Genomic DNA, 21,682 nt, shown 5'->3' on the forward strand with positions numbered 1-21,682 from the left:
CATGCGCGGTGGTCACCACTGCGCGAGTGCCTCGCCCGCCAGGCCGATGACGACCGGGGCGATACCGAGGACCAGGAACGCCGGCAGGAAGCAGAGTCCGAGCGGGCCGGTGATGAGCACCCCGGCGCGCTCCGCCCGTGCCTGCGCGGAGTCGAGCAGGTCGGCCCGGAGCCGCCCGCCTTCGGCTCTCGCCACCTGCGCGAGGGCTGCGCCGGTGGCGGCCGACCGGCCCGCTGCGCGGGCGAACGTCGCGAGCGCGGGCACGTCCTCGGCCGCGAGCCAGGCATCGACCGGATCAGCTCCGAGCTCGAGGAGGCCGGAGACCCGCCGCAGCTGGACGCCGGTGGAACCGCCGAGTGGCTCGGCTGCCGCCGACACCGCGACCGAGACGGGCAACCCCGCCTCCAAGCAGACCGCGAGCAGTTCCCAGCCCCCGGCGATGTCGCCGTCCGGCTCGGTGCCCGGGCCGGCGCGAGCGGCAGCACGGCGCGCGAACACCGCGCCCGCCGTCCCGGCGGCGATCCCCAGGACCGCGCCCGCGGTGGCACCGGCGACCGCCCATCCGAGCAGACCGGCGGCGGCCGCCCCGACGGCCAGCCAGGAACCCCGCAGTGGCGGCTGCGCCACGGCATCGACCGGTGGCGGCGGATCGGCCTGCAGCGCCCGCAGCCTGCCCGAGCTGCTGGGCCCCGCGGCGACGAGCAGCGCGGCGGCCAGCACCGCGAGTGCGGCGGCGGTGGTGCCCGGCACCGGGCTGATCGACGGACTCATGACGGCACCGCCGAGCGCAGGATGTGCTCCGACCACGCTGAGCCCGCCGCCACCAGGGTGACGCCGATGACCAGCAGCATCTGGCCGAGCACGCCGCCGCGCAGTACCGCGACCGGGTCGGCGCCGACGAGCTGGCCGAGCGCGAGTCCGAGCAGCGGCAACGCGGTGAGTACGAGGGCGGTGGCCCGTGGCCCGGCGAGCTGGGCCCGCACGGTGGCCCCGAAGCGCACTCTCCAGCGGATGTCGTGGTGGGCACTCCCGAGCAGTTCGGCGAGCGGGATACCGTGCCGTTCCGCGAGCGACCAGGCCACGGCGATCCGCTCGACGTCGGGCCCGATCCCCGGCCTTCCGGCCGCGCCTCGGCGCAGGGCGGCGGCCACGTTGTCGCCGAGACGTGCGGCGGCGGCCGCAGGATCCAGGATCTCGCGGGCCAGAGGACCGTCTGCCCGCACTCCGGCGAGCGCGGCGGCCGGGTGGCTGCCCGCGCGCAGCTCGTCGGTGATGCGGGAGACCGCGTCGGCGAGCTGAGCCGCCGCGGCCGCCGCGTCGCCGGCTGCTCGATGCCGGGCCTGCCGTCGGCGGACCGTGAACGCCACGAGCGCGCCCGCTAGTGCTCCACCTGGACCGGCGAGCAGCAGCCCCGCGAGCCCGCCGAGCACAGCCGGTGCCGCGGCCCACGCGATTCGGCGGCCGTGGATCGCCTTGACCGGCCAGAGCACGGCGAACCTCGTGGACCCGGCAGCTGGAGGCAGGCATCCGATCGCTGCCGCGAGAGCGGCACACGCCAGTGCGTTCACCACGGCGCTCGCACCCCGCGGTCGGCGAACAGCCGCCCGAGGGCTTCGCGTCCGCTGGACCAGCCGCGAGTACGGCTCCACGCTTCTGCGACTGCAACTCCCTCGGAGGTGCGGGTGAGCACGCCGACGACATCCAGCACCCGGACGCCGGAGCCGAGCCTGCGCATGTGGAGTACCACCTGCACAGCGGCGGCGAGCTGGCTGTGCAGGGCATCGCGGGGCAGGCCGCCGGTGGCCGCCAACGCCTCCATCCGCGCCGGCACCTCGCCTGCCGAGTTGGCGTGGACGGTGCCGGCACCGCCGTCGTGGCCCGTGTTGAGCGCGGCCAGGAGGTCGCAGACCTCGGCGCCCCTGACCTCGCCGACGACGAGCCGGTCGGGCCGCATCCGCAGTGCCTGGCGCACGAGGTCGCGCAGCACGATGCCGCCGGCTCCCTCGATGTTGGCCGGCCGGGCGACGAGGCGTACGACGTGCGGGTGCCTGGGGCGAAGCTCCTCCGCATCCTCGACGCAGACGATTCGCTCCCGCGGGTGGACCGTGCTGAGCATCGCGGCGAGGATCGTCGTCTTGCCCGTGCCGGTGCCTCCTGAGACGAGGAACGCGAGCCGGGCGGCGAGCACCGCCCGCAGCAGGGCCTCGCCGGTGGCGTCGACGGTGCCGAGCGAGCGCAGCGCCGGCAGGTCGTGCGCGGCGGGACGCAGGACTCGCAGGGACAGGCAGGTGCCGTCGGCGGCGACGGGCGGCAGCACCGCGTGCAGCCGCACACCGACGTCGGCGACCCAGCCGTCGACGTAAGGGCTGGCGTCGTCGAGCCTGCGGCCCGCGGCGATGGCGAGCCGCTGGGCGAGCCGGCGGACGGCGGCCTCGTCGGGGAAGCGGACGTCGGTGGCCTCGAGTCCCGATCCGCGATCGACCCACACAGCCGTAGGCCCGCACACGAGGACGTCGGTGGTGCGTGGGTCGCGCAGCAGCTCGTCGAGAGGGCCGGCGCCGACGAACTCCTGGCGCAGTACGCGCAGCGCCGCGAGTACGTCGAGGTCGGAGGCGACCCCGCCGGACTCCGCCCGCACGGCCGCGGCCACCGCCGCCTCGGTGATCTCTCCGCCGGCCGCGGCCAGCCGCGATCGCACGCGGTCGACCAGCGCAGACGCGGGGCGCGGGCGGGTATCGGCTGTGGCGCGGGCCGTGACGGCCAGGCCTGCGCGGCCCGGCGCGCTCACGTCGCCCCCTCGCTGACGCTCGTCGGCGGCGTTCGCGAAGCCGGGGTGCCTGATGGTTCGCTCGCAAGCTCGCTCACGACGCCTCCTCGCTGTCGCTCGTCGGCGGCGTTCGCGAAGCTGCTGTGTCTGATGGTTCGCTCGCAAGCTCGTCTCACGACGGCACCCCCGACGCCGGCCCCGCGAGCGAGTGAAGCTCGGTGAGCACCGTGTGTGCGGTGGCGGCGAGCGGGCCGCGTGGCCTGCCCGGTGCGTCGCCGCGCTCCAGCGCCCGGGCGAGCCCCGCCTCGGGTCGCATCGCGGCCAGCAGCGGAAGCCCGAGAGCGCGGGCGATCTCGGAGGCCGCGACCCCTCCCGGAGCCGGACCCCGGACGACCAGGCGCACCGGGCCGCCGTGCTCGGCGAGTACGGCGGCCACCCTGGCCGCGGCGGCGCAGGACCGTACCTCGGCAGGCACGACGAGGACGGTGAGGTCGGCCGATGACAGCGCGGCGACCGCAGCCTCGGTGGGGTAGCGCGGGAGGTCGCAGACGACCGTCTCCCCGGCCCGCCGACCGGCCTCGACGACCGAGCGGACCGCGGCGGGCGAGGGAGCGTGGGCGGAACGGTCGCAGGAGAGAACGCCCAGCTCGCCGCCACCGCGGCGGGCGACGGTGGGGGCAGGAAGGGCGGCGTGCAAGGCGGTGGCCGGCACACGCCCACCGCCGACCCCGATGTCAGGCCACCGCAGACCGCCGAGCTCCTCCGCTCCGAGCACCAGGTCGAGGCCTCCGCCGAGCGGATCGCAATCGACGAGCAGCACGCGTGAGCCGTGGCGTACGGCCGTGACCGCGACGGCTGCCGCGAGCACCGAGGCGCCGGCGCCGCCGCGACCGCCCACGACGGCGAGCACCGCACCGTTACGGCCGGGACCCTCGGCAGCCTCTGTGAGGGCCGCCACGAGCCACGACTCCGCCTGGGGGAGTGAGATGACGTGTTCGGCGCCGACCGCCACCGCGTGTTGCCACACGGGAGGGGCCGGTTCGCCACGGACAGTGACGATTACTTCACCCCGACGAGGCAGCCCCGCCCGCGCGCACTGCTGGGCCGCGGCCGCGTCGAGGAGCACGAGAGGCGCTCGCGGCCAATGGGGACGGGCCTGCGCCGCGTCGATGGTGCGGTGGAGGTCACACCCTGCTGCTGCGGCCAACCGCAGGATGGTGTCGAGCAAATCGGGGTCTGACACCATCACCAACCCGCGCCGTTCGCCTGCGCTCTGCTGCACCACGCCTCCCTCGTCCTGCCGCTCGGAAGAGCGGCCTGACCAGCGTGCGGTGCGCGCGGCCTCGGTTGCGGGCGGATCATGGTCCTGTGGACAGGCGGTAACCGATGTGGATAAACCGGATCGAATCGGCACCCGAATGCCCGGTTCTGTCGGTGTTGAGGGGCAGTGTGATTCGGGGACCCCTGGACACGGGACGGCCCCCGCCAGGGGGGATTGGCGGGGGCCGTCGGTGGTTCAGCTCCGGGGGGTCGAGCTGAACCGCGCCCGGACACGTCCGAGCACAACCAACTGTAGCCCTTGACGGGCTGCAACGCGCGCCTCTGGACGGACCATCTGTGCTGCGTTCGGGCAGCGCCGCGGGGGTCGGCCGCCGTTCGGGGGTTCTGGCAAGCTCGCTCGACGTGCCTGGTCCGTTGCCGACGCTACGCCCGAAGCCACCACCCGCGGCCTCGGGAGCCGCTGCCTTCTTCGACCTCGACAAGACGATCATCGCCGGGTCGAGCGCGCTCGCGTTCAGCCGTCCGTTCCGTCGGCGAGGTTTGATCAGCAGGCGCGCCGCCCTGCGGAGCGGATACGCACAGTTGCTGCTCGTGCTCTCCGGGGCCGACGCGGACACGATGGACCTGCTGCGCCGGCGGATCACCGCGCTGTGTACCGGGTGGGAGGTCGCGCAGATCAGGGCGATCGTCGCCGAGACCCTGCACGACATCGTCGAGCCGCTGGTCTACGCCGAAGCCGCGGAGCTCATCGCCGAGCACAAGGCCGGCGGTGACGAGGTCGTGGTGCTGTCCGCGTCGGGAATGGAGGTCGTGGAGCCCATTGCGGCTCTCGTGGGGGCCGATCGGTGCCTGGCCACGCGGATGAGCGTGCAGGAGGGCCGCTACACGGGTGTGATCGACTACTACTGCTACGGCGAGGAGAAGGCGGAGGCAGCGCGGGCCATCGCCGCCGAGCAGGGCTATCAGCTCGCCGACTGCCGGGCCTACTCCGACTCGATCACCGACCTGCCGCTGCTGGAGGCCGTCGGGCACCCCACAGTGGTCAACCCGGACAGGGCCCTGCGCCGCGAAGCCGTGCAGCGGGGATGGCCGATCCTGACCTTCGCCGATCCGGTCGCGCTGCGGCGGTTTCGAGCCCCGGAGAAGCGAACGACGCTGGCAGCGGCCGGGCTGGGAGCGGCGGCGCTGGTCGGGGTGTCGTGGTACGGGCATCGGCGGCGAACCCGCGGATGAGCGGCCGCGGAGGCGCTGCGAGGGGCCTTCACCGGAGCCTGGGTGTTCTGAACCGGTGCACTGCCGTGTGACTCTTGCTGTGCTCCGCGTCACGTACTACAAAGGGCGCACGGACTCCTGGTCGGCCAGGGACGGTGCGGTGGAGAAGCACCCGTTCCCCCTGACTGGGGCTCCGTGCGCAAAGGTCGGGCACTCCACGCACAGCACGCCGCGGGAGGCATGTCGTCGTGGGCCTGCGTACCGGGACGCTGGACGCCGAGGCCACTACCACGACACGTAGTGCACGCCTGGATCCCGATGTTTGCGCGTAGACGGGCGGTGTTCCTTCCAAGGGGCGCCGCCCGTCTCTTTGCCCGGGGGCCGGGACCGTGATCAGGCGCGGGCGTCGGCGATCGACATCCCCTCCCGCGCCCCGGCCTCCCACTGCGCACAACAGTGCAGCAGCCATGTTCTGATGCCCTCGGGAGTGCCGCCGGCGAAGGCGGCGGCCGCGGTGCGGTACTCGGGGGCGTGGCGCAGGTGCCCGACCTCGGGCACGGCCAGTCCCTTGGGATCGAGGCCCGCGGCCACGGACGTGAGCCGTGCCGCGGCGCGCGCAACCACACCGTTCGCGGTGGTGAAGGGGGCGAGGGCCAGCAACTCGCCGTGCACCACGGCGGCCAGCACCGGTCCGGGGGCGGACGTGCCGCCCGTCAGCATGTCGGCGAGCAGCCCGAGCCGGGCGGAGATCCCCTCGGCCCGTACCGGCCTGCCGAGCTCGGCGTCGTGGCGCTCGGCGGGAACGAGATCGGCGGCTGCCACCACGTGCAGGCGGGCCAGCGCCTGCAACGGCGAGGTACGCCAGACCGCCAGCAGCCGGCCCGACTCCTCGGCGGCGCGAACGGCCCCGGCGAGCACCGGGCTCACGGTGTGCTCCGCTCCGGGTACACCACCGTGAAGATCGACACTCCCCAGCGGAGCGCCGTCGAGGGCGGCCGAGGCCCGCGCGGCCCGCATGCTCGCCTCCGCCGCGCCTGCCGGCCATCCGCGCCGATTGACCGGATGGTTGTGCACCGCCACCAGCGCGTCGCGGGCCCTCGTCACGGCGTCCTGGACGCCGGGCAGACCGAGCAGAGGCGCGAGCGGATCGGCGGTCGTGGGCACCCCGGCATGGTGCCACCGCCGGGCGCCCGTTCCATGTCTCGGGGGGCCGTCGCGCATGGCTGTCGATCGGCGCGGGAGATCGGGATCAACCTGGGCAGACTGGCGATGCGGCGGCTCGGAGAGGCCGCTAGCGTCGTGGTCACGCACGAGGAGCCGGGCAATGACCGCCCGGCGTGAGGCGCCCACTACCAGGAGGGCATTCATGGCCGAGGAATCGACTCAAGCCACGTTGAGTAACCTGTCCACCGAGAGTCGGAGCTTCCCTCCGAGCGAGGAGTTCGCGGCCCAGGCCAATGCGACGGCCGAGTCGTACGACCGGAGCGCGGCCGACCGCGATGCTTTCTGGGCCGAGCAGGCCGACCGGTTGCACTGGCACCAGAAATGGGACCGGGTCCTGGAGTGGGATGCGCCGTTCGCGAAGTGGTTTGTGGGGGGCAAGCTCAACGTCGCCTACAACTGCGTCGACCGGCACGTCGAGGACGGTCACGGCGAACAGGTCGCCTTCCACTGGGAGGGCGAGCCCGGCGACACCCGCACCATCACCTACGCCGATCTCAAGAGCGAGGTCTGCAAGGCCGCCAACGCGCTGGCCGAGCTGGGTGTGGGGGAGGGGGACCGGGTGGCGATCCAGCTCCCGATGATCCCCGAGGCCGCGATCGCCATGCTGGCCTGTGCGCGGCTGGGCGCGGCGCACAGCGTGGTCTTCGGCGGGTTCTCGCCGGGGGCGCTGCGCTCGCGGATCGAGGACGCGCAGGCGAAGCTGCTGATCACCTCGGACGGGCAGTTCCGGCGGGGCAAGCCCGCGCCGATGAAGGAGAACACCGACGAGGCGGTCAAGGACACGCCGTCCGTCGAGCACGTGCTGGTGGTCAAGCGCACCGAGACCGATGTGCCCTGGACCGAGGGCCGCGACATCTGGTGGCACGACATCGTCGACCGCCAGTCGGACGAGCACGAGGCCCAGCCCTTCGACGCCGAGCACCCGCTCTACATCCTCTACACCTCGGGCACCACCGGGAAGCCGAAGGGCATCCTGCACACCTCGGGTGGCTACCTGACGCAGGCCGCCTACACCCACAACGTGGTCTTCGACCACAAGCCGGGGGAGAGCGTCTACTGGTGCACGGCCGATATCGGCTGGGTCACCGGGCACACCTACATCGTCTACGGCCCGCTGGCGAACCGGGCGACGTCGGTGATGTATGAGGGCACGCCCAACACCCCGCACGAGGGCCGGCACTGGGAGATCATCCAGAAGTACGGGGTCTCGATCTACTACACCGCCCCCACTCTGATCCGCACCTTCATGAAGTGGGGCAAGGAGATCCCGGAGAAGTTCGACCTCTCCTCGCTGCGCGTGCTGGGCAGCGTGGGTGAGCCGATCAACCCCGAGGCCTGGATGTGGTACCGGGAGAACATCGGTCACAACAACTGCCCGATCGTCGACACGTGGTGGCAGACCGAGACCGGCGCGATCATGATCTCACCGCTGCCCGGTGTCACCGCCACGAAGCCCGGGTCGGCCATGCGTCCACTGCCGGGTATCGCCGCCACGATCGTGGACGAGGGTGGCACGCCGGTGGAGCACGGCAACGGTGGCTACCTCGTGCTCGACGAGCCGTGGCCGTCGATGCTGCGGGGCATCTGGGGCGACGAGGAGCGTTACCGCGAGACGTACTGGTCGCGGTTCGCCGACAAGGGCTACTACTTCGCCGGTGACGGGGCGAAGTACGACGACGACGGCGCGTTCTGGCTGCTGGGCCGGGTGGATGACGTCATGAACGTGTCTGGCCACCGCATCTCCACCACAGAGGTGGAGTCGGCGCTGGTCAGCCACCCCACCGTGGCCGAGGCGGCGGTCGTGGGTGCGTCGGACCCCACCACGGGGCAGGGGATCGTCGCGTTCGTCATCCTGCGGGGCAACGTCGCGCAGGACGAGGCGAAGGGCGCCGACGCCATCAAGGCACTGCGCGACCACGTGTCCAAAGAGATCGGGCCCATCGCGAAGCCGCGCCAGATCATGGTCGTTGACGAGTTGCCCAAGACCCGCTCCGGCAAGATCATGCGCAGGCTCCTGCGCGACGTCGCGGAGAACCGCGAGATCGGGGACGTCACGACGCTCGCCGACTCCTCCGTCATGGACCTCATCTCCGAGGGCCTCAAGGGAGGCAAGTCGGAGGACTGACCGGCCGGTGACCGGCCCGGTGGTGACACCCACCGGGCCGGTCCGCGCTGTATTGATCCAGGTTGGTCCGCCTGTTCCGCAGTGGCGTGGTTTGCGACCGTCGTAGCCGGACGGGTGGCACCTTCTTCTCCGCTTCCCGGACGGGGATACCGCTCGTAACCGTGAGCGGGATTGCGTCCGGCTGGCCACGCAGGTGGCTCCGCGGACGCTGCTGCTTGGCTTTCGGTAGGCCGCTCCGCGCCCGTTGACGTTGCGCCGGGCCGCCTCCGCCGGCTTTCCGGGGTCCCTCTCTCCGGCCCGGTGGCCTGCCGCCCTCCTGCGGCTTTCGTGTGGCCCGTTCGCCGGCCGCTGTTGCGCGGTTTGTCGTGCGAGTGTGCCTACACCGCTTTCCCCGCTCGGGGAATTCCGTCCAAATTCGGTTGTGCGCCTGCGGGGACGAATAGATCGAATAGTCGCCAGTTCAGGTAATTGGTCCGGTAAAGGGTTCGCCGAGATCCGCCTGATGACAGGTAAAAAATGTGACGTCGACCCATCTGTGGACGATAAAATCTAGACAACCAGCCATACCGTATGCAGTATGTGAACCAGTCCCGCAGCGGCGACACGAGGGGAGGCGCGGTCATTGTGCCTCAGCTGGCCCCGGAAGAGTCCTGTGGACGTTTGATGCCGCCGACGACAGGCGGTGACTGTGCCGGTTCCCTGACGCTACGCCCGTCAGTCGATCTACCAGCGTCCTCGTTAATGGAGGCGGTCGGCGCGACGGGGCCGTCGGGGGCCAATAACCGCACCAAGGGAGCGGCAGCGTGAGCTAGCCGTTTCGCCTGCTCGGTTGGTTGCGTCCGAATTCGGGTGCTTGTCAGCCAGCAAAATTGATGGGAAGACACGACATGTGGTCGGGTCCATCCTCCCTTCTCGTCAAAGGAGACGACGTGACTGTCGCGGATCGTGAGATAACCGACTCCAACGGGCGCGTCTACCGCGTCGGGATGCCGGCGGAACAAATACTTGGGCGCTCGCGCAAGTGGATGATGTGGTTGCCGTGGGCGTCCATGTTCGGGGTCAGCGTCTTCGAGTACGGCTACGGCGCCGCGGAGAGCACCCTCGAGGACGTGCACGGTTGGTCGCTCGGGCAGGCCTTCTGGCTGGTCAGTATCTGGACGGTGTTCCAGGCGGGGGTCGCGTTCCCCGCCGGACGGCTGCGCGAGAAGGGCATCGTCTCGGCCCGGACCGCCATGCTCACCGGCGCCGTCATGGTGTTCGCAGCGTTCGTCGTGCTCGGCCTGACCAGCAATCTCGTGCTGAACTTCCTGTTCTACTCGGTGATCGGTGGGACCGGCGCCGGCCTCGTGTACGCCACTTCGATCAACATGGTGGGGAAGTGGTTCCCCGAGAAGCGGGGCGGTAAGACGGGGTTCGTCTACGGTGCCTTCGCCTACGGCGCCGTGCCCTTCATCTTCGTCTTCAGCTACATGTTCAACGAAAGTGACTTCACGCTGGTCCTGACCCTCATCGCGGTGTACATGCTGGTGGTGGTCGGTGTGAGCGGCTTCTTGTACAAGGACCCGCCCAAGAACTGGTGGCCCCCTGACGTCGACCCGCTGGAGTGGGCCACGGACTCGAATTCCACTCGTAGCCTGGCCAAGAACCCGCCCGCAGTCCGGCAGTACGGCCCGATGGAGGCGATCAAGACCGGTCAGTTGCCGCTGATGTGGTTCGCGCTGGCGATCATCGGTGGTGTGTCGCTGTTCGGGATCGGATATCAGGTCGACTTCGCGAAGGAAGTGGGCTTCGGACCGTTCATCGCCGCGTCCTCGGCGGGTGTGCTCTCGATCGTCAATGGTGTCGGCCGGGGGTTCGTCGGGTGGCTCTCCGACCAGATCGGGCGCAAGGAGGCGCTCATCATCGTGTTGGTGGTCGAGGGTGTCGCGCAGTTCGGCCTGCTGTGGGGCGGGGACACGCACAACGAGTTCCTCTTTATTTTCTTCGCCTTCTTGGCGGGCCTCGGTGGTGGTGCTTTCTATCCGATGTTCGCCTCGCTCACCCCCGATTACTTCGGTGAGAACAACAATGCGACCAACTACGGTCTCATCTACAGTGCCAAGCTGGTCAGCGGGCTGTTCGGGCTCGGCGTGGCGTCCTGGGTCGTTTCGGCGTGGGGTTACAACGGGGCGTACACGATCGCTGGTGCCATCGCGTTTATTTCTGTGGTGATCTCGCTGTTCCTCCGGCAGCCCGGGCGTGGCGGACGAGAGCGCGCGGCGTCCGTCTCCGCCCTCGGTTCGTCCGCTCCCCGCGCGGTGGCCGATGGGGGCCGGGCCTGACCCGGTGCCGATGGATGGCCGGGCGAGCTGCCGGTGGCTCGCCCGGCCCGGTCGGTGATCCACCGGGCAACGACGCTCGCCGACTCGACTCGTCGGGTCATTGGCCTCGTCCCCGAGGTCTGAAGGGCGGCACGGTCGGAGGACCGACCAGCCGGTGCCCGACCACCTGGTGGTGAGACCTACCGGGCCGGCCCGCGCCGACCATTCCGCTGGCCGATCGGCACATCCGTCCCGGCCTGTCGGACGTTGTAGCGCCGACTCTTGGCTGGGTCCCGGCGCGCCGAAGACGTTGCCGCGGGCCCGCCTCACCTGCTTCTCTCCGGCTCGATCGGCCCGCTCCGCGGAGGTTGCCGCACGGCAACCTCCGCGTTTTCGTCGGTCTCTCCTGATCCGGTAGGCCACTCCGCTGGGTTCGGGTCAAGATCTTCCTGCTCGTCCCGCGCTGAGCGTTCGGATTGCCTCGGTTGCGGTGACCTCCTCGGCGACGCCGGCTGTGGCGGGGGTCGGCTTGATGCGGGCCCGGGCGGAGAAAGTCGAGGCCGGGGTAGCGCCGATCGTCGGCCGTCTCGTTGTGTGGCTCGGTCAGCACGGCTGCCGACCAGGCGGAGAAGATGCCCGCGACGGCGGTGCGGCCGCCGGTCGGGACCGAAGGCGAGCCGGTCGGCGCACGCTGTGGCTACTCGGCGGGTCTCCGAGTTGGAGCAGCAACCGGCCCGGGGCCGCCGCCGAGATTCGCATCGCTCTGGTCGGCCCGTTGACCAGCCTCGCGCTGGCCGGCCTCTTCGCTGGTGTGGCACGGGCAGGCGGCGTCGAGGTGGGCGGCGACCTCAGGCAGTTTCTGCGCGACGGCGTCGAGCACACGATCGAATCGGGTAAGCGCGCTGGTGACGTCGGCCCGGTCGTGGGCCGCGTGCGGCAACGCCCGCACTCACGGCGGGTTGGACCGGGGGTGGCGGCCATCAGGTTCGCCGCGTTAGTGGGCCCCGCAGATTCGCGCTGTCAACCTTGGCTGTACCGATCTTGGTTGCAGGCGGGCGACGGGCCGGGCGGTGAGGTGCCGACGGCTCAGAGAAGCGTGCAGACCAGGGGATGTGTCGGCCGCGCGGGCGGTGGCGTGGATCGAGTTGGAGGGCCCACCACGTCGTGGCTTCGCGCAGCGAACCAGACGTGGCGTGAGCGCACTGGGGCCCGGGTGACCGGAGCGAGCCCGGACTCGGCGAGCAGCACGCCGGTCAGGACGGGGCCAACGCCGGCGAAGATCGGTGTGTCCGAGTGACGGCAAGGGCGGCGGTGATGGCGTCGTCGTAGTCGGCGAGCGGGGCGTCGGGCAGGTGCAGCAGCCGGGTGAACGATCGGTCGGAGAACGATTTGTCGGCGACGGTGCCGGGCGAGACGGACGGCAGGCGGGCGCGCATCCGCTCGGCGAAGACCTGCGCGGGGACCCGCCCGGCGTAGTGGTGGCGTTCGGGGAATCCTGCGATGTGTGCGGTCTTGACCCGCGAGGCGGTCGGGGCGCCGGGTAGCCCCTGACGACATGCAGCATGATCTCGGCCGGCAGTACCGACACCCCGCTCCACGGCGCGGGCGGCGATCCGCGGTGACACCGGATGCCCGCGGGTCTACAGGTGATCAACCAGCAGCTCCGCGGAGCGCTCGACCGCGATCGTGATCCGGCCGCGATGGCGGATGTCCAACCCAGGTCGGCCAGGCAGGCGACGTCGTGGCAGAGGCGCACCTGGGACCGTCGCCGGGTGGCGTCTCCTGCCGGTCGACCTCTCCGGGCGCTCATCCCAGGTCGCGTGTGGTCAAGTCACGGATGAGCCCCAGCCAGCCGGAGCGTCCTCGGCCGAGGTGACCTGCGCGTCCAGGATCTCCCGGTGCCCGTCGCCGTTCACTTCGGCGACGGGCGGGCGCGCACGTTGACCCCGGCCACCCTTCGGTGCGAGCGCGTCGGCGGCGACCACATGAGGGGGGCCGGGTCGAGCGGACGGCTGCGGAAGCCCGCGACCGGGCGTCGGGCTCGGCGACCATGGTCGAGGCCTGCGAGCACGGCAACCTCCTGATCCCGAGCGGGTCGACCAGCGCCTCCATCCGCGGGTCGGCACGCCGAACGGGTGGTTACGACCACCGGATCATCCGCACGGCCGGTGCCGCCGACAAGCGGCTGGACGCGCAGGTCGAGGCGTTCGACAAGGTGCGTGGCCTCGAGGCGAAGGCACCGGAGCACATCGCCGGGTTGGGTGGGCGGCTCGATTCCGTCACGGCCCGGCTTCCGGAGGGGCGGCGGCGCTCCAGGAGCCGGTCGGAGACGAAGCTGACCTGACGAAGCTCGGGAATGGCGACATCGAGGCGCCGTCCCGGCGGCGCAAGTCGCGGGGCGGTAGCCGTTGCGCGCGCTGGTTCGGTCCCGGCGTCCACCGCCCTTCCGCGTGCTCGGGACCGTTCTGTCCGGTATCTGTCGCAGTGCTGCGGGATGAAGCGGTCGAACAGCTCATAATTCGGACAATTAGCCATGATAAAGGGATTGTCAAGTTCAACATGATGTTGGGTAAAAACTGCGCCGTTGAGCCATTCGGCGACACCAAAATCTAGACAAGGACCCATATCGTATGCAGTATGTAAACCGGTCTCGCAGCGGCGACAGGAGGAGATGCGTCACATGCCTCAGTTGGTCCCCGAGTTCGTCCTGCGGACGTTCGACGCCGCCCGTCGACCACGGGCGGTGGCTCTGCCGGTTCCCTGACGCCTCGCCCTGCCAGCCGGTCTACCAGCGTATTTGCTAGCAAGACGCTTCCGGCATGACGGGGCCGCCGGGAGCCTACAACCAGCACCAAGGGAGCGGCAGCGCGGTCCAGCCGTCCTGTCTGCTCGGTCGGTGGTGCCCGAATTCGGGTGCTTTACCAGCCGACCAATTGATGGAAGACACGACAAGTGGTCGGGTCCATCCTCCCTTCTCGTCAAAGGAGACGACGTGACTGTCGCGGATCGTGAAATAACCGACTCCAACGGGCGCGTCTACCGCGTCGGGATACCGGCGGAACAAATACTTGGGCGCTCGCGCAAGTGGATGATGTGGTTGCCGTGGGCGTCCATGTTCGGGGTCAGCGTCTTCGAGTACGGCTACGGCGCCGCGGAGAGCACCCTCGAGGACGTGCACGGTTGGTCGCTCGGGCAGGCCTTCTGGCTGGTCAGTATCTGGACGGTGTTCCAGGCGGGGGTCGCGTTCCCCGCCGGACGGCTCCGGGAGAAGGGCATCGTCTCGGCCCGGACCGCCATGCTCTCCGGTGCCGTCATGGTGTTCCTGGCGTTCATCGTGCTCGGCCTCACGGGCAACCTCGTATTGAACTTCCTCTTCTACTCGGTCATCGGCGGCACCGGCGCCGGCCTCGTGTACGCGACCTCGATCAACATGGTGGGGAAGTGGTTCCCCGAGAAGCGGGGCGGCAAGACGGGGTTTGTCAACGGTGCCTTCGCCTACGGCGCCGTGCCCTTCATCTTCGTGTTCAGCTATCTGTTCGACGAGAGCACCTTCACGCCGGTGCTCACCATCATCGCGGTGTACATGCTGGTGGTCGTCGGTGTGAGCGGCTTCCTGTTCAAGGACCCGCCCAAGAACTGGTGGCCCCACGACGTCGACCCGCTCGAGTGGGCGGCGAGCCCCAAGTCGGCCCGTAGCCTGGCCAAGAACCCGCCCGCAGTCCGGCAGTACGGCCCGATGGAGGCGATCAAGACCGGTCAGTTGCCGCTGATGTGGTTCGCGCTGGCGATCATCGGTGGTGTGTCGCTGTTCGGGATCGGTTACCAGGTCGACTTCGCGAAGGAAGTGGGCTTCGGACCGTTCATCGCCGCGTCCTCCGCGGGTGTGCTCTCGATCGTGAACGGCTTCGGCCGGGCGTTCATCGGGTGGCTCTCCGACCAGATCGGGCGCAAGGAAGCGCTCATCATCGTGCTGGTGGTCGAGGGAGTCGCGCAGTTCGGCCTGCTGTGGGGCGGGGACACGCACAACGAGTTCCTCTTCATCTTCTTCGCCTTCCTCGCCGGCATCGGTGGCGGCGCGTTCTTCCCGATGTTCGCTGCGCTCACCCCCGACTACTTCGGCGAGAACAACAACGCGACCAACTACGGGCTCGTCTACAGCTCCAAGCTGGTCAGCGGGCTCTTCGGGCTCGGTGTGGCGTCCTGGGTCGTCTCGACATGGGGCTACAACGGGGCGTACACGATCGCCGGTGCCATCGCGTTCCTCTCCGCAGTGATCTCGCTGTTCCTCCGCCAGCCCGGGCGCGGCGAACGTAAGCGCGCGGCGTCCAACTCCGCCCTCGGTTCGTCCGCTCCCCACGCGGTGGCCGATGGGGGCCGGGCCTGACCCGACCCTGTGCCGATGGAACGGGTCGGGCGAGCTGCCGGGTGCTGCCGGTGGCTCGCTCGGCCCGGTCGGTGACCTACCGGGCCTGCGGGTCCGTGTGAGACGAGATGGAGATCGCTGGTGAATCGCTCGAGGTACAAGGCCTGCCACGGGGTGCTCCCCGTGCCCCGGGTATCGCTATGAGCAGCGAGGAGCTGCTGCGGCGGCACGAGGCAGGCGGCGCCCGGCTCGCTGCGTCGAACGCTCGGGGTGCCGCGGCCGTGCCTGCGCTGCGCACTGTCGTGGTGACGTGCATGGACACCCGGATCGACGTTCAGGCCCTGTTCGGCCTGGGGTTGGGTGAGGTGCACACGCTGCGGAACGCGGGCGGGGTGGTGACCGACGACGTGGTGCGCTCGGTCGTGGTCAGCCAGCGGAAGCTGGGAACACGCGAGGTGCTGGTGGTGGCCCACAGCCGGTGCGGGATGGCCACGTTCAGCGACGACGACTTCTCGGAGGAGCTCGCGGCGGAGGTGGGGATGCGACCGCTGTGGCGGACGTATGCCTTCGCGGATCCCGCGGTGGACGTGCAGCGGGGCGTGGACCGCCTGCGCCGCGACCCGTTCCTGCTGCCGGAGACGGTCGTCCGCGGTTTCGTGCTCGACATCGAGAGCTTCGCCCTCACCGAGGTCGGTGGCGACGAGCCCGCAGGCCTGGCCGGCGTCAGGGACTCGGCCTGACATGACGCACGCAGCGACCGCCCCCGAACGCCGAACTGCCCGCCCCGGGTTGCGGGGCGGGCAGTGGGAGCGGACGTCTGTGGGGTCAGCCGGCGGACTTGCTGGTGGGCTCCGGCACCTCCTCGGCCGGGTTGTCGCCGTCCTTGGCGGTGGTGGGGTCGGTGGCCGCCTTCTCCGCGGCGGAGTCCTTGCGGGACTTCGCGAGGCTCGCGATGGTGGTGATCGCCAGCGTGCCGACGATGACCAGCAGCGACGCCCAGATCGGCACCTCGGGGGCCCAGGAGACACCGTGGTGGTGCATCGCCTCGAAGATCAGCTTGAAGCCGATGAAGGCCAGGATGATCGCGAGGCCCTTGCTCAGGTACACCAGCCGGTCGAGCAGGCCACCGATGAGGAAGAACAGCTGCCGCAGGCCCATCAGCGCGAACGCGTTGGCGGTGAACACCAGGTACGGCTCCTGGGTGAGCCCGAAGATCGCCGGGATGGAGTCGACCGCGAAGAGCAGGTCGGTGGTGCCGATCGCGACCATCACGATGAGCATCGGCGTGACGAGCCGGCGCCCGTCGACCTTGGTGGTGAGCGAAGCACCCTGGTACTCGGTGGTCGACGGAACGACCCGGCGAACGGCGCGCAGCACCCGGTTCTCCTGGAACTCCTCGTCCTCGTCGGAGTGCCGAATGAGCTTCCACGCGGTGTAGATGAGGAACGCGCCGAAGAGGTAGAACATCCAGTCGAAACGGGCGATGGCCTCGGCGCCGAGCGCAATGAAGATGCCGCGCAGGAGCAGAGCCAGAACGATCCCGATGAGCAGCACCTTCTGGCGGTACTCGCGGGGCACGGCGAATCTGCTCATGATCAGGACGAAGATGAACAGGTTGTCCACCGAAAGCGAGTACTCGGTGATCCAGCCGGCGAAGAATTCACCCCCGTACTGCGGCCCGGTGAAGGCCAGTACACCGAGCCCGAAGATGACAGCGAGAGCGACGTAAGAACAGACCCAGATCGTCGACTCCCGCATCGACGGATCACGTGGATTGCGGGCAACCAGATAGAAGTCGAAAGCGATGATGGCCACGAACGCGCCTATCGTCGCGAGCCAGGCCCAGACCGGAACACTCATCTCTCTCCTCGGAAATCGGCGGTCGACGATCGAAGTGCCGCGGCGGAACCGTGGCCGGATCGACCCGGCCCCGCCGCGGCACCGCGGTCACGAGGACCGTCGGGACCTCGCCCGTGCGACGCCGGACGACGACGCCGCAGCACGCGGACGATCGCGACCGGTGCTGCTGCGCCGGGCGCGCTTGCTCTCCCGTGCCTCCCACATCGCGCTTGCCTGCTTCAGGTAGACAGCGAACAAGGCTTGGGCGGCGGGATTGTGATCCTGGATGCGCATGAGCCAGTGCGGCGCGATCCGCTCGTGGAGCCAGATGAACCCGATCGCGTAACCCATGCTGACGAGAGCCTGGAAGACCAGGAACGTCAGAACGTCGCTAGGCGGCGTGAAACTTCCGCCGAGCAGCGCGGGCGTCACCGTCTCGTGCACGAGGCGCGAGAGGGGGAAGCCCAGCATCCAGTAGATCGCCACGGGTGCGAAGACCCCCGGCCTGAACCAGCCGGTGGCGGCGATCGCCCCGTAGCCGGCTCCCAGCAGTGCAAGCGGAACACTGAGGGTCAGTGCCCCGACCACGGCCCACCCGATGGGCTGGCCGACGGCCGCTGCAAGCAGGCCGACCACGGCACCCGATGCGGCTCCGACCGCCGCGCCCGGTACCCCGAGCTCGGCGAGCTGCAGCGCTCTGGATTTGGACATGTCAGTCCAGCACCGCGCCGAAGCGGATCAGGCTGTAGAACAGCGAACCCAGGTAGAACACCGCGCCGAACCCGATCACCAGGTTGGTCCACAGTTTCGGGCGGATCGGCTTGGGCAACAACCTGTTGTTCACCAGCAGCAGCACGACGCAGTAGGCGCCCATGGCGAACGCGGAGAGGAACGCCAGGACGTCCAGGATCGCCGCCGGACCGTCGGCCGGGCCCCAGAGGAGGATGACGATCCCGAAGAGGATCACGCCCCAGAGGAAGCCTGCGTAGAGGTGCGCCATCCGGAACCGCTTCGCGCCCGGCACGAAGTGGTAGGTCATGTCCGACTGTCCACGGGAGAACGAGTCGAACAGGCCCAGGGTGGCGTTGAGGCCGATCAGGGCGATGAAGCCCATGAACACCGAACCCAGCGCCGGCACACCGACGGAGGCGATCGACGAGGACATCGCCGCGAGAGCTGCTTCCCGCTCGCCGTCCCGGAGCAGGTTGACGACATCCGGGCTCTGCCGGGCTGCCACCTGCGCGATGACGGTGAACGAGATCGTGACGAGCATCGTGATGCCCCAGAACAGCAGGAGGGCATCGAACGTCACCCAGCGGCGCCAGCCCTTCCACTTGCGCATCTCATCTTCGTCGTCCGTGTCGAACATGAAGCCGCGCGACGGCATGATCTCCTCGTCGCCGGAGTGACGAAGACCACGCAGCTTCGGGATGTGCGCGCCCATGCCGGCGCCCTTGTCGCGCAGGTGCAGCGTGTACCACATCTGCTGCATGCCGGACGGACCGGCGAACGCGATCGCACCGACCACCACCGGGAACCAGGCGGCCGTGAGGGCCTCCTCGGGCAGGTACCCGAAGGCGAACATGCCGGTGATCGTGCTGGCCAGGTCGCCCCACGAACCCACGAGGGAGGCGATGATCGCGGTGCCGAGCACCAGCGTGCCGATCAGGATCGACAGCACGCTCTCGAGCAGGTTGTAGATGAACTTGGCCAGCGTGAACACCGTGCCGACCAGGAGCATTCCGACAATCGCGGCAACCTGCCAGGGAACGCCCGTGACGGCTTCGAATGCGGACGCTCCGGCCGAAAGGTGACCCGGCCAGATGTAGATGAGTATTGCGATGGTAAAGAAGAACCACATGATCGGTTTGAACACCCGGGCAGCGCCTGTGAAGATGCTCTCACCGGTTGCCATGGCGTACCGGGCCATTTCCAGCAGTACAATGGCCTGGATGGTTACGCCGATAAGGAACAGCCAGCGGATCTCGGGTCCGAACAAGAGAACGAGCCGAGGCCACATGTAGGACTCGCCCATGCCCACACCGAGCGCGACGAGGAAGACCGTCGGGCCGAGAATGTGGACTGATGGGGGAGCTTCCGGCAGCTTGCGGATGGGCATGGGCTCAAGGCCACCCGCATGCCAGACGCGTTCGCCGGTTGCGTCAGTTGCGTACCCGGTTCTAGCGGGCTGTTTTGCTGTAGTCACTTTTGTGGACCTTCCGATTGGTGCTTCGTACGGCCTATCGCCCCTCGCCATGGCCTCCTTGTCGTGACGATGCGGCGACGGTCGGCCCGGCCGGCTGTCCCTGGAGGGTGGGCGAGATCCCCCAGGGGACGCCGGCCGGGCCGACCGTCCCGTACCCGGTCCGGCGCTGGGGCCGTGACCGGTTCGAGCCGGCCCCCGGAAGGGCCGGCCCGAAGACCTTTCAGATCAGTCCGGCGCTCCTGGCCCAGCGGTACTTCGCTCCCAGAACGGCGACCGGCTTCTCAGTGGTGTAGGGGTATGCGACGACCCCGTGCTGGTAGAGGTAGTCGCTGGCTTCCTCGACCTCGACGTCCCCCGCGAGGGACGCCACGACCGGCTTCTCGATGCCCTTCGCCCGAGCCTCGGCCACCACACGAGCGGTGAGCTCGGCGAAGACCATCGGCGGGGTGACGATCGTGTGCCAGTAGCCGAGGATCAGGGCGTGGATCCGGTCGTCCTCGAGACCGAGCCGGATCGTGGCCTCGTACGTCGAGGGCGGCTCCCCACCGGTGATGTCGATCGGGTTGCCCGACGCGCCGAACGGCGGGATGAACGCCTTGAAGGCCTCGTCGAGGTCCTTCGGCATCTCCATCAGCGACAGGCCGTTCTCGACCACCGCGTCGGAGAGGAGCACACCCGAACCGCCGGCACCGGTGATGATGACGACGTTCTCGCCCTTCGGCGTGGGCAGCACCGGGATGCCCCGGGCGAACTCCAGCATGTCGTTGAGCGAGTAGGCCCGGACCACACCCGACTGCTTGAGGATGTCGTCGTAGACCTTGTCGTCGCCGGCGAGGGCACCGGTGTGCGAGCTGGCTGCCTTGGCACCCAGCGCCGTACGTCCGGCCTTCAGCACGACCACCGGCTTCTTCTTGGTGATCCGCTGCGCCGCCTCGACGAAGGACCGGCCGTCCTTCAGGTCCTCGAGGTGCATCGCGACGATGTTGGTGTCGGGGTCCTGCTCGAAGTAGGTGAGCAGGTCGTCCTCGTCCAGGTCGGACTTGTTGCCGAGGCCGACGATCGCCGAGACACCCATCTTGCTGGTGCGGCTGAACCCGAGGATCGCCATGCCGATGCCGCCGGACTGCGAGGTGAGGGCGACACCGCCCTTGACGTCGTAGGGCGTGCAGAACGTCGCACAGAGGTCCTGCGGCGTGTAGTAGTAGCCGTAGATGTTCGGTCCGAGCAGCCGCACGCCGCCCTCACGGGCGATCTTGACGATCTCGTCCTGGAGCTCGTGGTTGCCCGTCTCGGCGAAGCCGGAGGGGATCAGCACGGCGGCAGGAATGTTCTTCTCGCCGACCTCGCGCAGCGCCTGCGGCACGAACTTCGCCGGCACCGTGAACACGGCCACGTCGACGTCACCAGGCACGTCGCCGATGTTCTTGTAGGCCTTGCGCCCCAGGATCTCGTCGGCCTTGGGGTTGATGGGGTAGATCTCGCCTGCGTAGCCCCCGTTGATGAGGTTCTTCATCACGGAGTTGCCGATCTTGCCGTTCTCGGCCGACGCACCGATGACCGCGACCGCCTTCGGGCGCATCATCCGGCTCATCGTGGCCAGGATCTCCTCCTGGCTGTAGCGCACCGGCTCGGCGTGATCGGTGTTGTCCAGCAGGATCCGCACGTCGGCGGCGGACGCGCCGTCGGGGCGCGCGAACACCGGGTTCAGGTCGAACTCGCTGATCTGCGGGAAGTCGGTGACGAGGTCGGACAGCCGCGTGATCACGTCGGCGAGCGCGTCGGCGTCCACCGCCTCACCACCGCGGACACCGCGGAGGATCTCGGCGGCCTTGATGCCGTCCAGCATCGAGATCGCGGTGGCGTGGTCGACCGGCGCGAGCCGGAACGTGACGTCCTTGAGCACCTCGACGAGCACACCGCCGAGACCGAAGATGATCACCTTGCCGAAGGTGGGGTCCGTGGTGGCCCCGATGATCACTTCCTGGCCGCCGCTCAGCATCTGCTGGACCTGGATGCCGTCGATGCTGGCTTCGGCGTTGTAGGCCTTGGCGTTGGCGATGATCTCGTCGAAGGCGCCGCGCACCGCGTCGTCGCCCGAGATGCCGATCTTGACGCCGCCTGCCTCGGTCTTGTGCAGGATGTCCGGGGAGACGATCTTCATCGCGACCGGGCCGCCGAGCTCTCCGGCCAGCCGCACCGCCTCGTCGGCCGTGCCGGCGAGACCCTCACCGGGGGTCGGGATCCCGTAGGCCTCGCACACACGGCGACCCTCGGGGGCGGTCAGCGACTCACGGCCCTCCGCGCGGGCCTTGTCCAGGACCTCGCGTACCGCGTCTTTGTCGTAGGCCACGCTCTCGTTGGCCAT

16 protein-coding genes are annotated in these 21,682 nt (G+C 69.5%); 6 read left to right on the top strand and 10 right to left on the bottom strand.

Going from position 1 to position 21,682, the window contains the following annotated elements:
• Positions 1–12: 12 nt before the first annotated feature.
• The 4 genes from MMF94_RS29570 to ssd all read right to left on the bottom strand — a co-directional run bounded on the left by MMF94_RS29570 (position 13) and on the right by ssd (position 4,052).
• On the bottom strand, positions 13–771 hold the full coding sequence (locus tag MMF94_RS29570; protein ID WP_241040526.1) for a type II secretion system F family protein: 759 nt from the start codon (positions 769–771) through the stop codon (positions 13–15).
• Positions 768–1,571 (bottom strand): type II secretion system F family protein, encoded by an 804-nt coding sequence (locus MMF94_RS29575; protein ID WP_241040527.1) that lies wholly within the window; start codon positions 1,569–1,571, stop codon positions 768–770. The genes MMF94_RS29570 and MMF94_RS29575 overlap by 4 nt, the downstream gene beginning before the upstream one ends.
• A complete protein-coding gene (locus MMF94_RS29580) occupies positions 1,565–2,710 on the bottom strand; it encodes a TadA family conjugal transfer-associated ATPase (RefSeq protein WP_241040554.1) in 1,146 nt (381 codons plus the stop codon). The genes MMF94_RS29575 and MMF94_RS29580 overlap by 7 nt, the downstream gene beginning before the upstream one ends.
• Before the next feature lie 229 nt (positions 2,711–2,939).
• The gene (ssd, locus tag MMF94_RS29585; protein WP_241040528.1) at positions 2,940–4,052 is read right to left on the bottom strand and encodes a septum site-determining protein Ssd; all 1,113 of its coding nucleotides are present in this window, start codon (positions 4,050–4,052) and stop codon (positions 2,940–2,942) included.
• 398 nt (positions 4,053–4,450) lie between these two features.
• Between ssd and MMF94_RS29590 the strand changes: the two genes are divergently transcribed.
• Positions 4,451–5,281, top strand: coding sequence for an HAD family hydrolase (locus MMF94_RS29590; protein WP_241040529.1), 831 nt, complete (start codon positions 4,451–4,453; stop codon positions 5,279–5,281).
• A gap of 372 nt (positions 5,282–5,653) precedes the next feature.
• Here MMF94_RS29590 and MMF94_RS29595 read toward each other — a convergent pair whose 3' ends face one another.
• Complete coding sequence (locus MMF94_RS29595) at positions 5,654–6,424, bottom strand: Fic family protein (RefSeq protein ID WP_241040530.1); 771 nt, start codon at positions 6,422–6,424, stop codon at positions 5,654–5,656.
• 202 nt (positions 6,425–6,626) lie between these two features.
• Here MMF94_RS29595 and acs point away from each other — a divergent pair, with 202 nt between their 5' ends.
• Both acs and MMF94_RS29605 read left to right on the top strand, forming a co-directional pair.
• The gene (gene acs, locus MMF94_RS29600; protein ID WP_241040531.1) at positions 6,627–8,609 is read left to right on the top strand and encodes an acetate--CoA ligase; all 1,983 of its coding nucleotides are present in this window, start codon (positions 6,627–6,629) and stop codon (positions 8,607–8,609) included.
• Positions 8,610–9,538: 929 nt separating this feature from the next.
• The gene (locus MMF94_RS29605) at positions 9,539–10,930 is read left to right on the top strand and encodes an OFA family MFS transporter (protein ID WP_241040532.1); all 1,392 of its coding nucleotides are present in this window, start codon (positions 9,539–9,541) and stop codon (positions 10,928–10,930) included.
• A gap of 1,232 nt (positions 10,931–12,162) precedes the next feature.
• Here the strand turns inward: MMF94_RS29605 and MMF94_RS29610 are convergent.
• Positions 12,163–12,534, bottom strand: a complete 372-nt coding sequence (locus MMF94_RS29610) for a RuvC family protein (RefSeq protein WP_241040533.1) — start codon at positions 12,532–12,534, stop codon at positions 12,163–12,165.
• A 425-nt stretch (positions 12,535–12,959) separates the two neighbouring features.
• On the opposite strand from MMF94_RS29610, the gene MMF94_RS29615 reads away from it, so the two are divergent.
• The 3 genes from MMF94_RS29615 (at position 12,960) to MMF94_RS29625 (ending at position 16,012) form a co-directional block, all read left to right on the top strand.
• Complete coding sequence (locus MMF94_RS29615) at positions 12,960–13,253, top strand: hypothetical protein (RefSeq protein ID WP_241040534.1); 294 nt, start codon at positions 12,960–12,962, stop codon at positions 13,251–13,253.
• A 648-nt stretch (positions 13,254–13,901) separates the two neighbouring features.
• Positions 13,902–15,293: an OFA family MFS transporter gene (locus MMF94_RS29620; protein ID WP_241040535.1), complete on the top strand. Its 1,392-nt coding sequence runs from the start codon at positions 13,902–13,904 to the stop codon at positions 15,291–15,293.
• A gap of 179 nt (positions 15,294–15,472) precedes the next feature.
• Positions 15,473–16,012: a beta-class carbonic anhydrase gene (locus tag MMF94_RS29625; RefSeq protein WP_241040536.1), complete on the top strand. Its 540-nt coding sequence runs from the start codon at positions 15,473–15,475 to the stop codon at positions 16,010–16,012.
• 85 nt (positions 16,013–16,097) lie between these two features.
• On the opposite strand, the gene MMF94_RS29630 is transcribed toward MMF94_RS29625, so the two are convergent.
• The 4 genes from MMF94_RS29630 to MMF94_RS29645 all read right to left on the bottom strand — a co-directional run bounded on the left by MMF94_RS29630 (position 16,098) and on the right by MMF94_RS29645 (position 21,682).
• Positions 16,098–17,132 carry a TerC family protein gene (locus tag MMF94_RS29630; RefSeq protein ID WP_241040537.1) on the bottom strand — a complete coding sequence of 345 codons (1,035 nt, stop codon included), beginning with the start codon at positions 17,130–17,132 and terminating at the stop codon, positions 16,098–16,100.
• Positions 17,133–17,219: 87 nt separating this feature from the next.
• Positions 17,220–17,822, bottom strand: a complete 603-nt coding sequence (locus MMF94_RS29635; RefSeq protein ID WP_241040538.1) for a hypothetical protein — start codon at positions 17,820–17,822, stop codon at positions 17,220–17,222.
• Position 17,823: 1 nt separating this feature from the next.
• Positions 17,824–19,230 carry an Nramp family divalent metal transporter gene (locus MMF94_RS29640; RefSeq protein WP_241040539.1) on the bottom strand — a complete coding sequence of 469 codons (1,407 nt, stop codon included), beginning with the start codon at positions 19,228–19,230 and terminating at the stop codon, positions 17,824–17,826.
• Between the two features lie 307 nt (positions 19,231–19,537).
• The gene (locus MMF94_RS29645) at positions 19,538–21,682 is read right to left on the bottom strand and encodes an acetate--CoA ligase family protein (RefSeq protein WP_241040540.1); all 2,145 of its coding nucleotides are present in this window, start codon (positions 21,680–21,682) and stop codon (positions 19,538–19,540) included.

Origin of the sequence: Pseudonocardia alaniniphila, from assembly GCF_022524485.1 — a bacterium.
In the GTDB taxonomy this organism is placed as follows: domain Bacteria; phylum Actinomycetota; class Actinomycetes; order Mycobacteriales; family Pseudonocardiaceae; genus Pseudonocardia; species Pseudonocardia alaniniphila.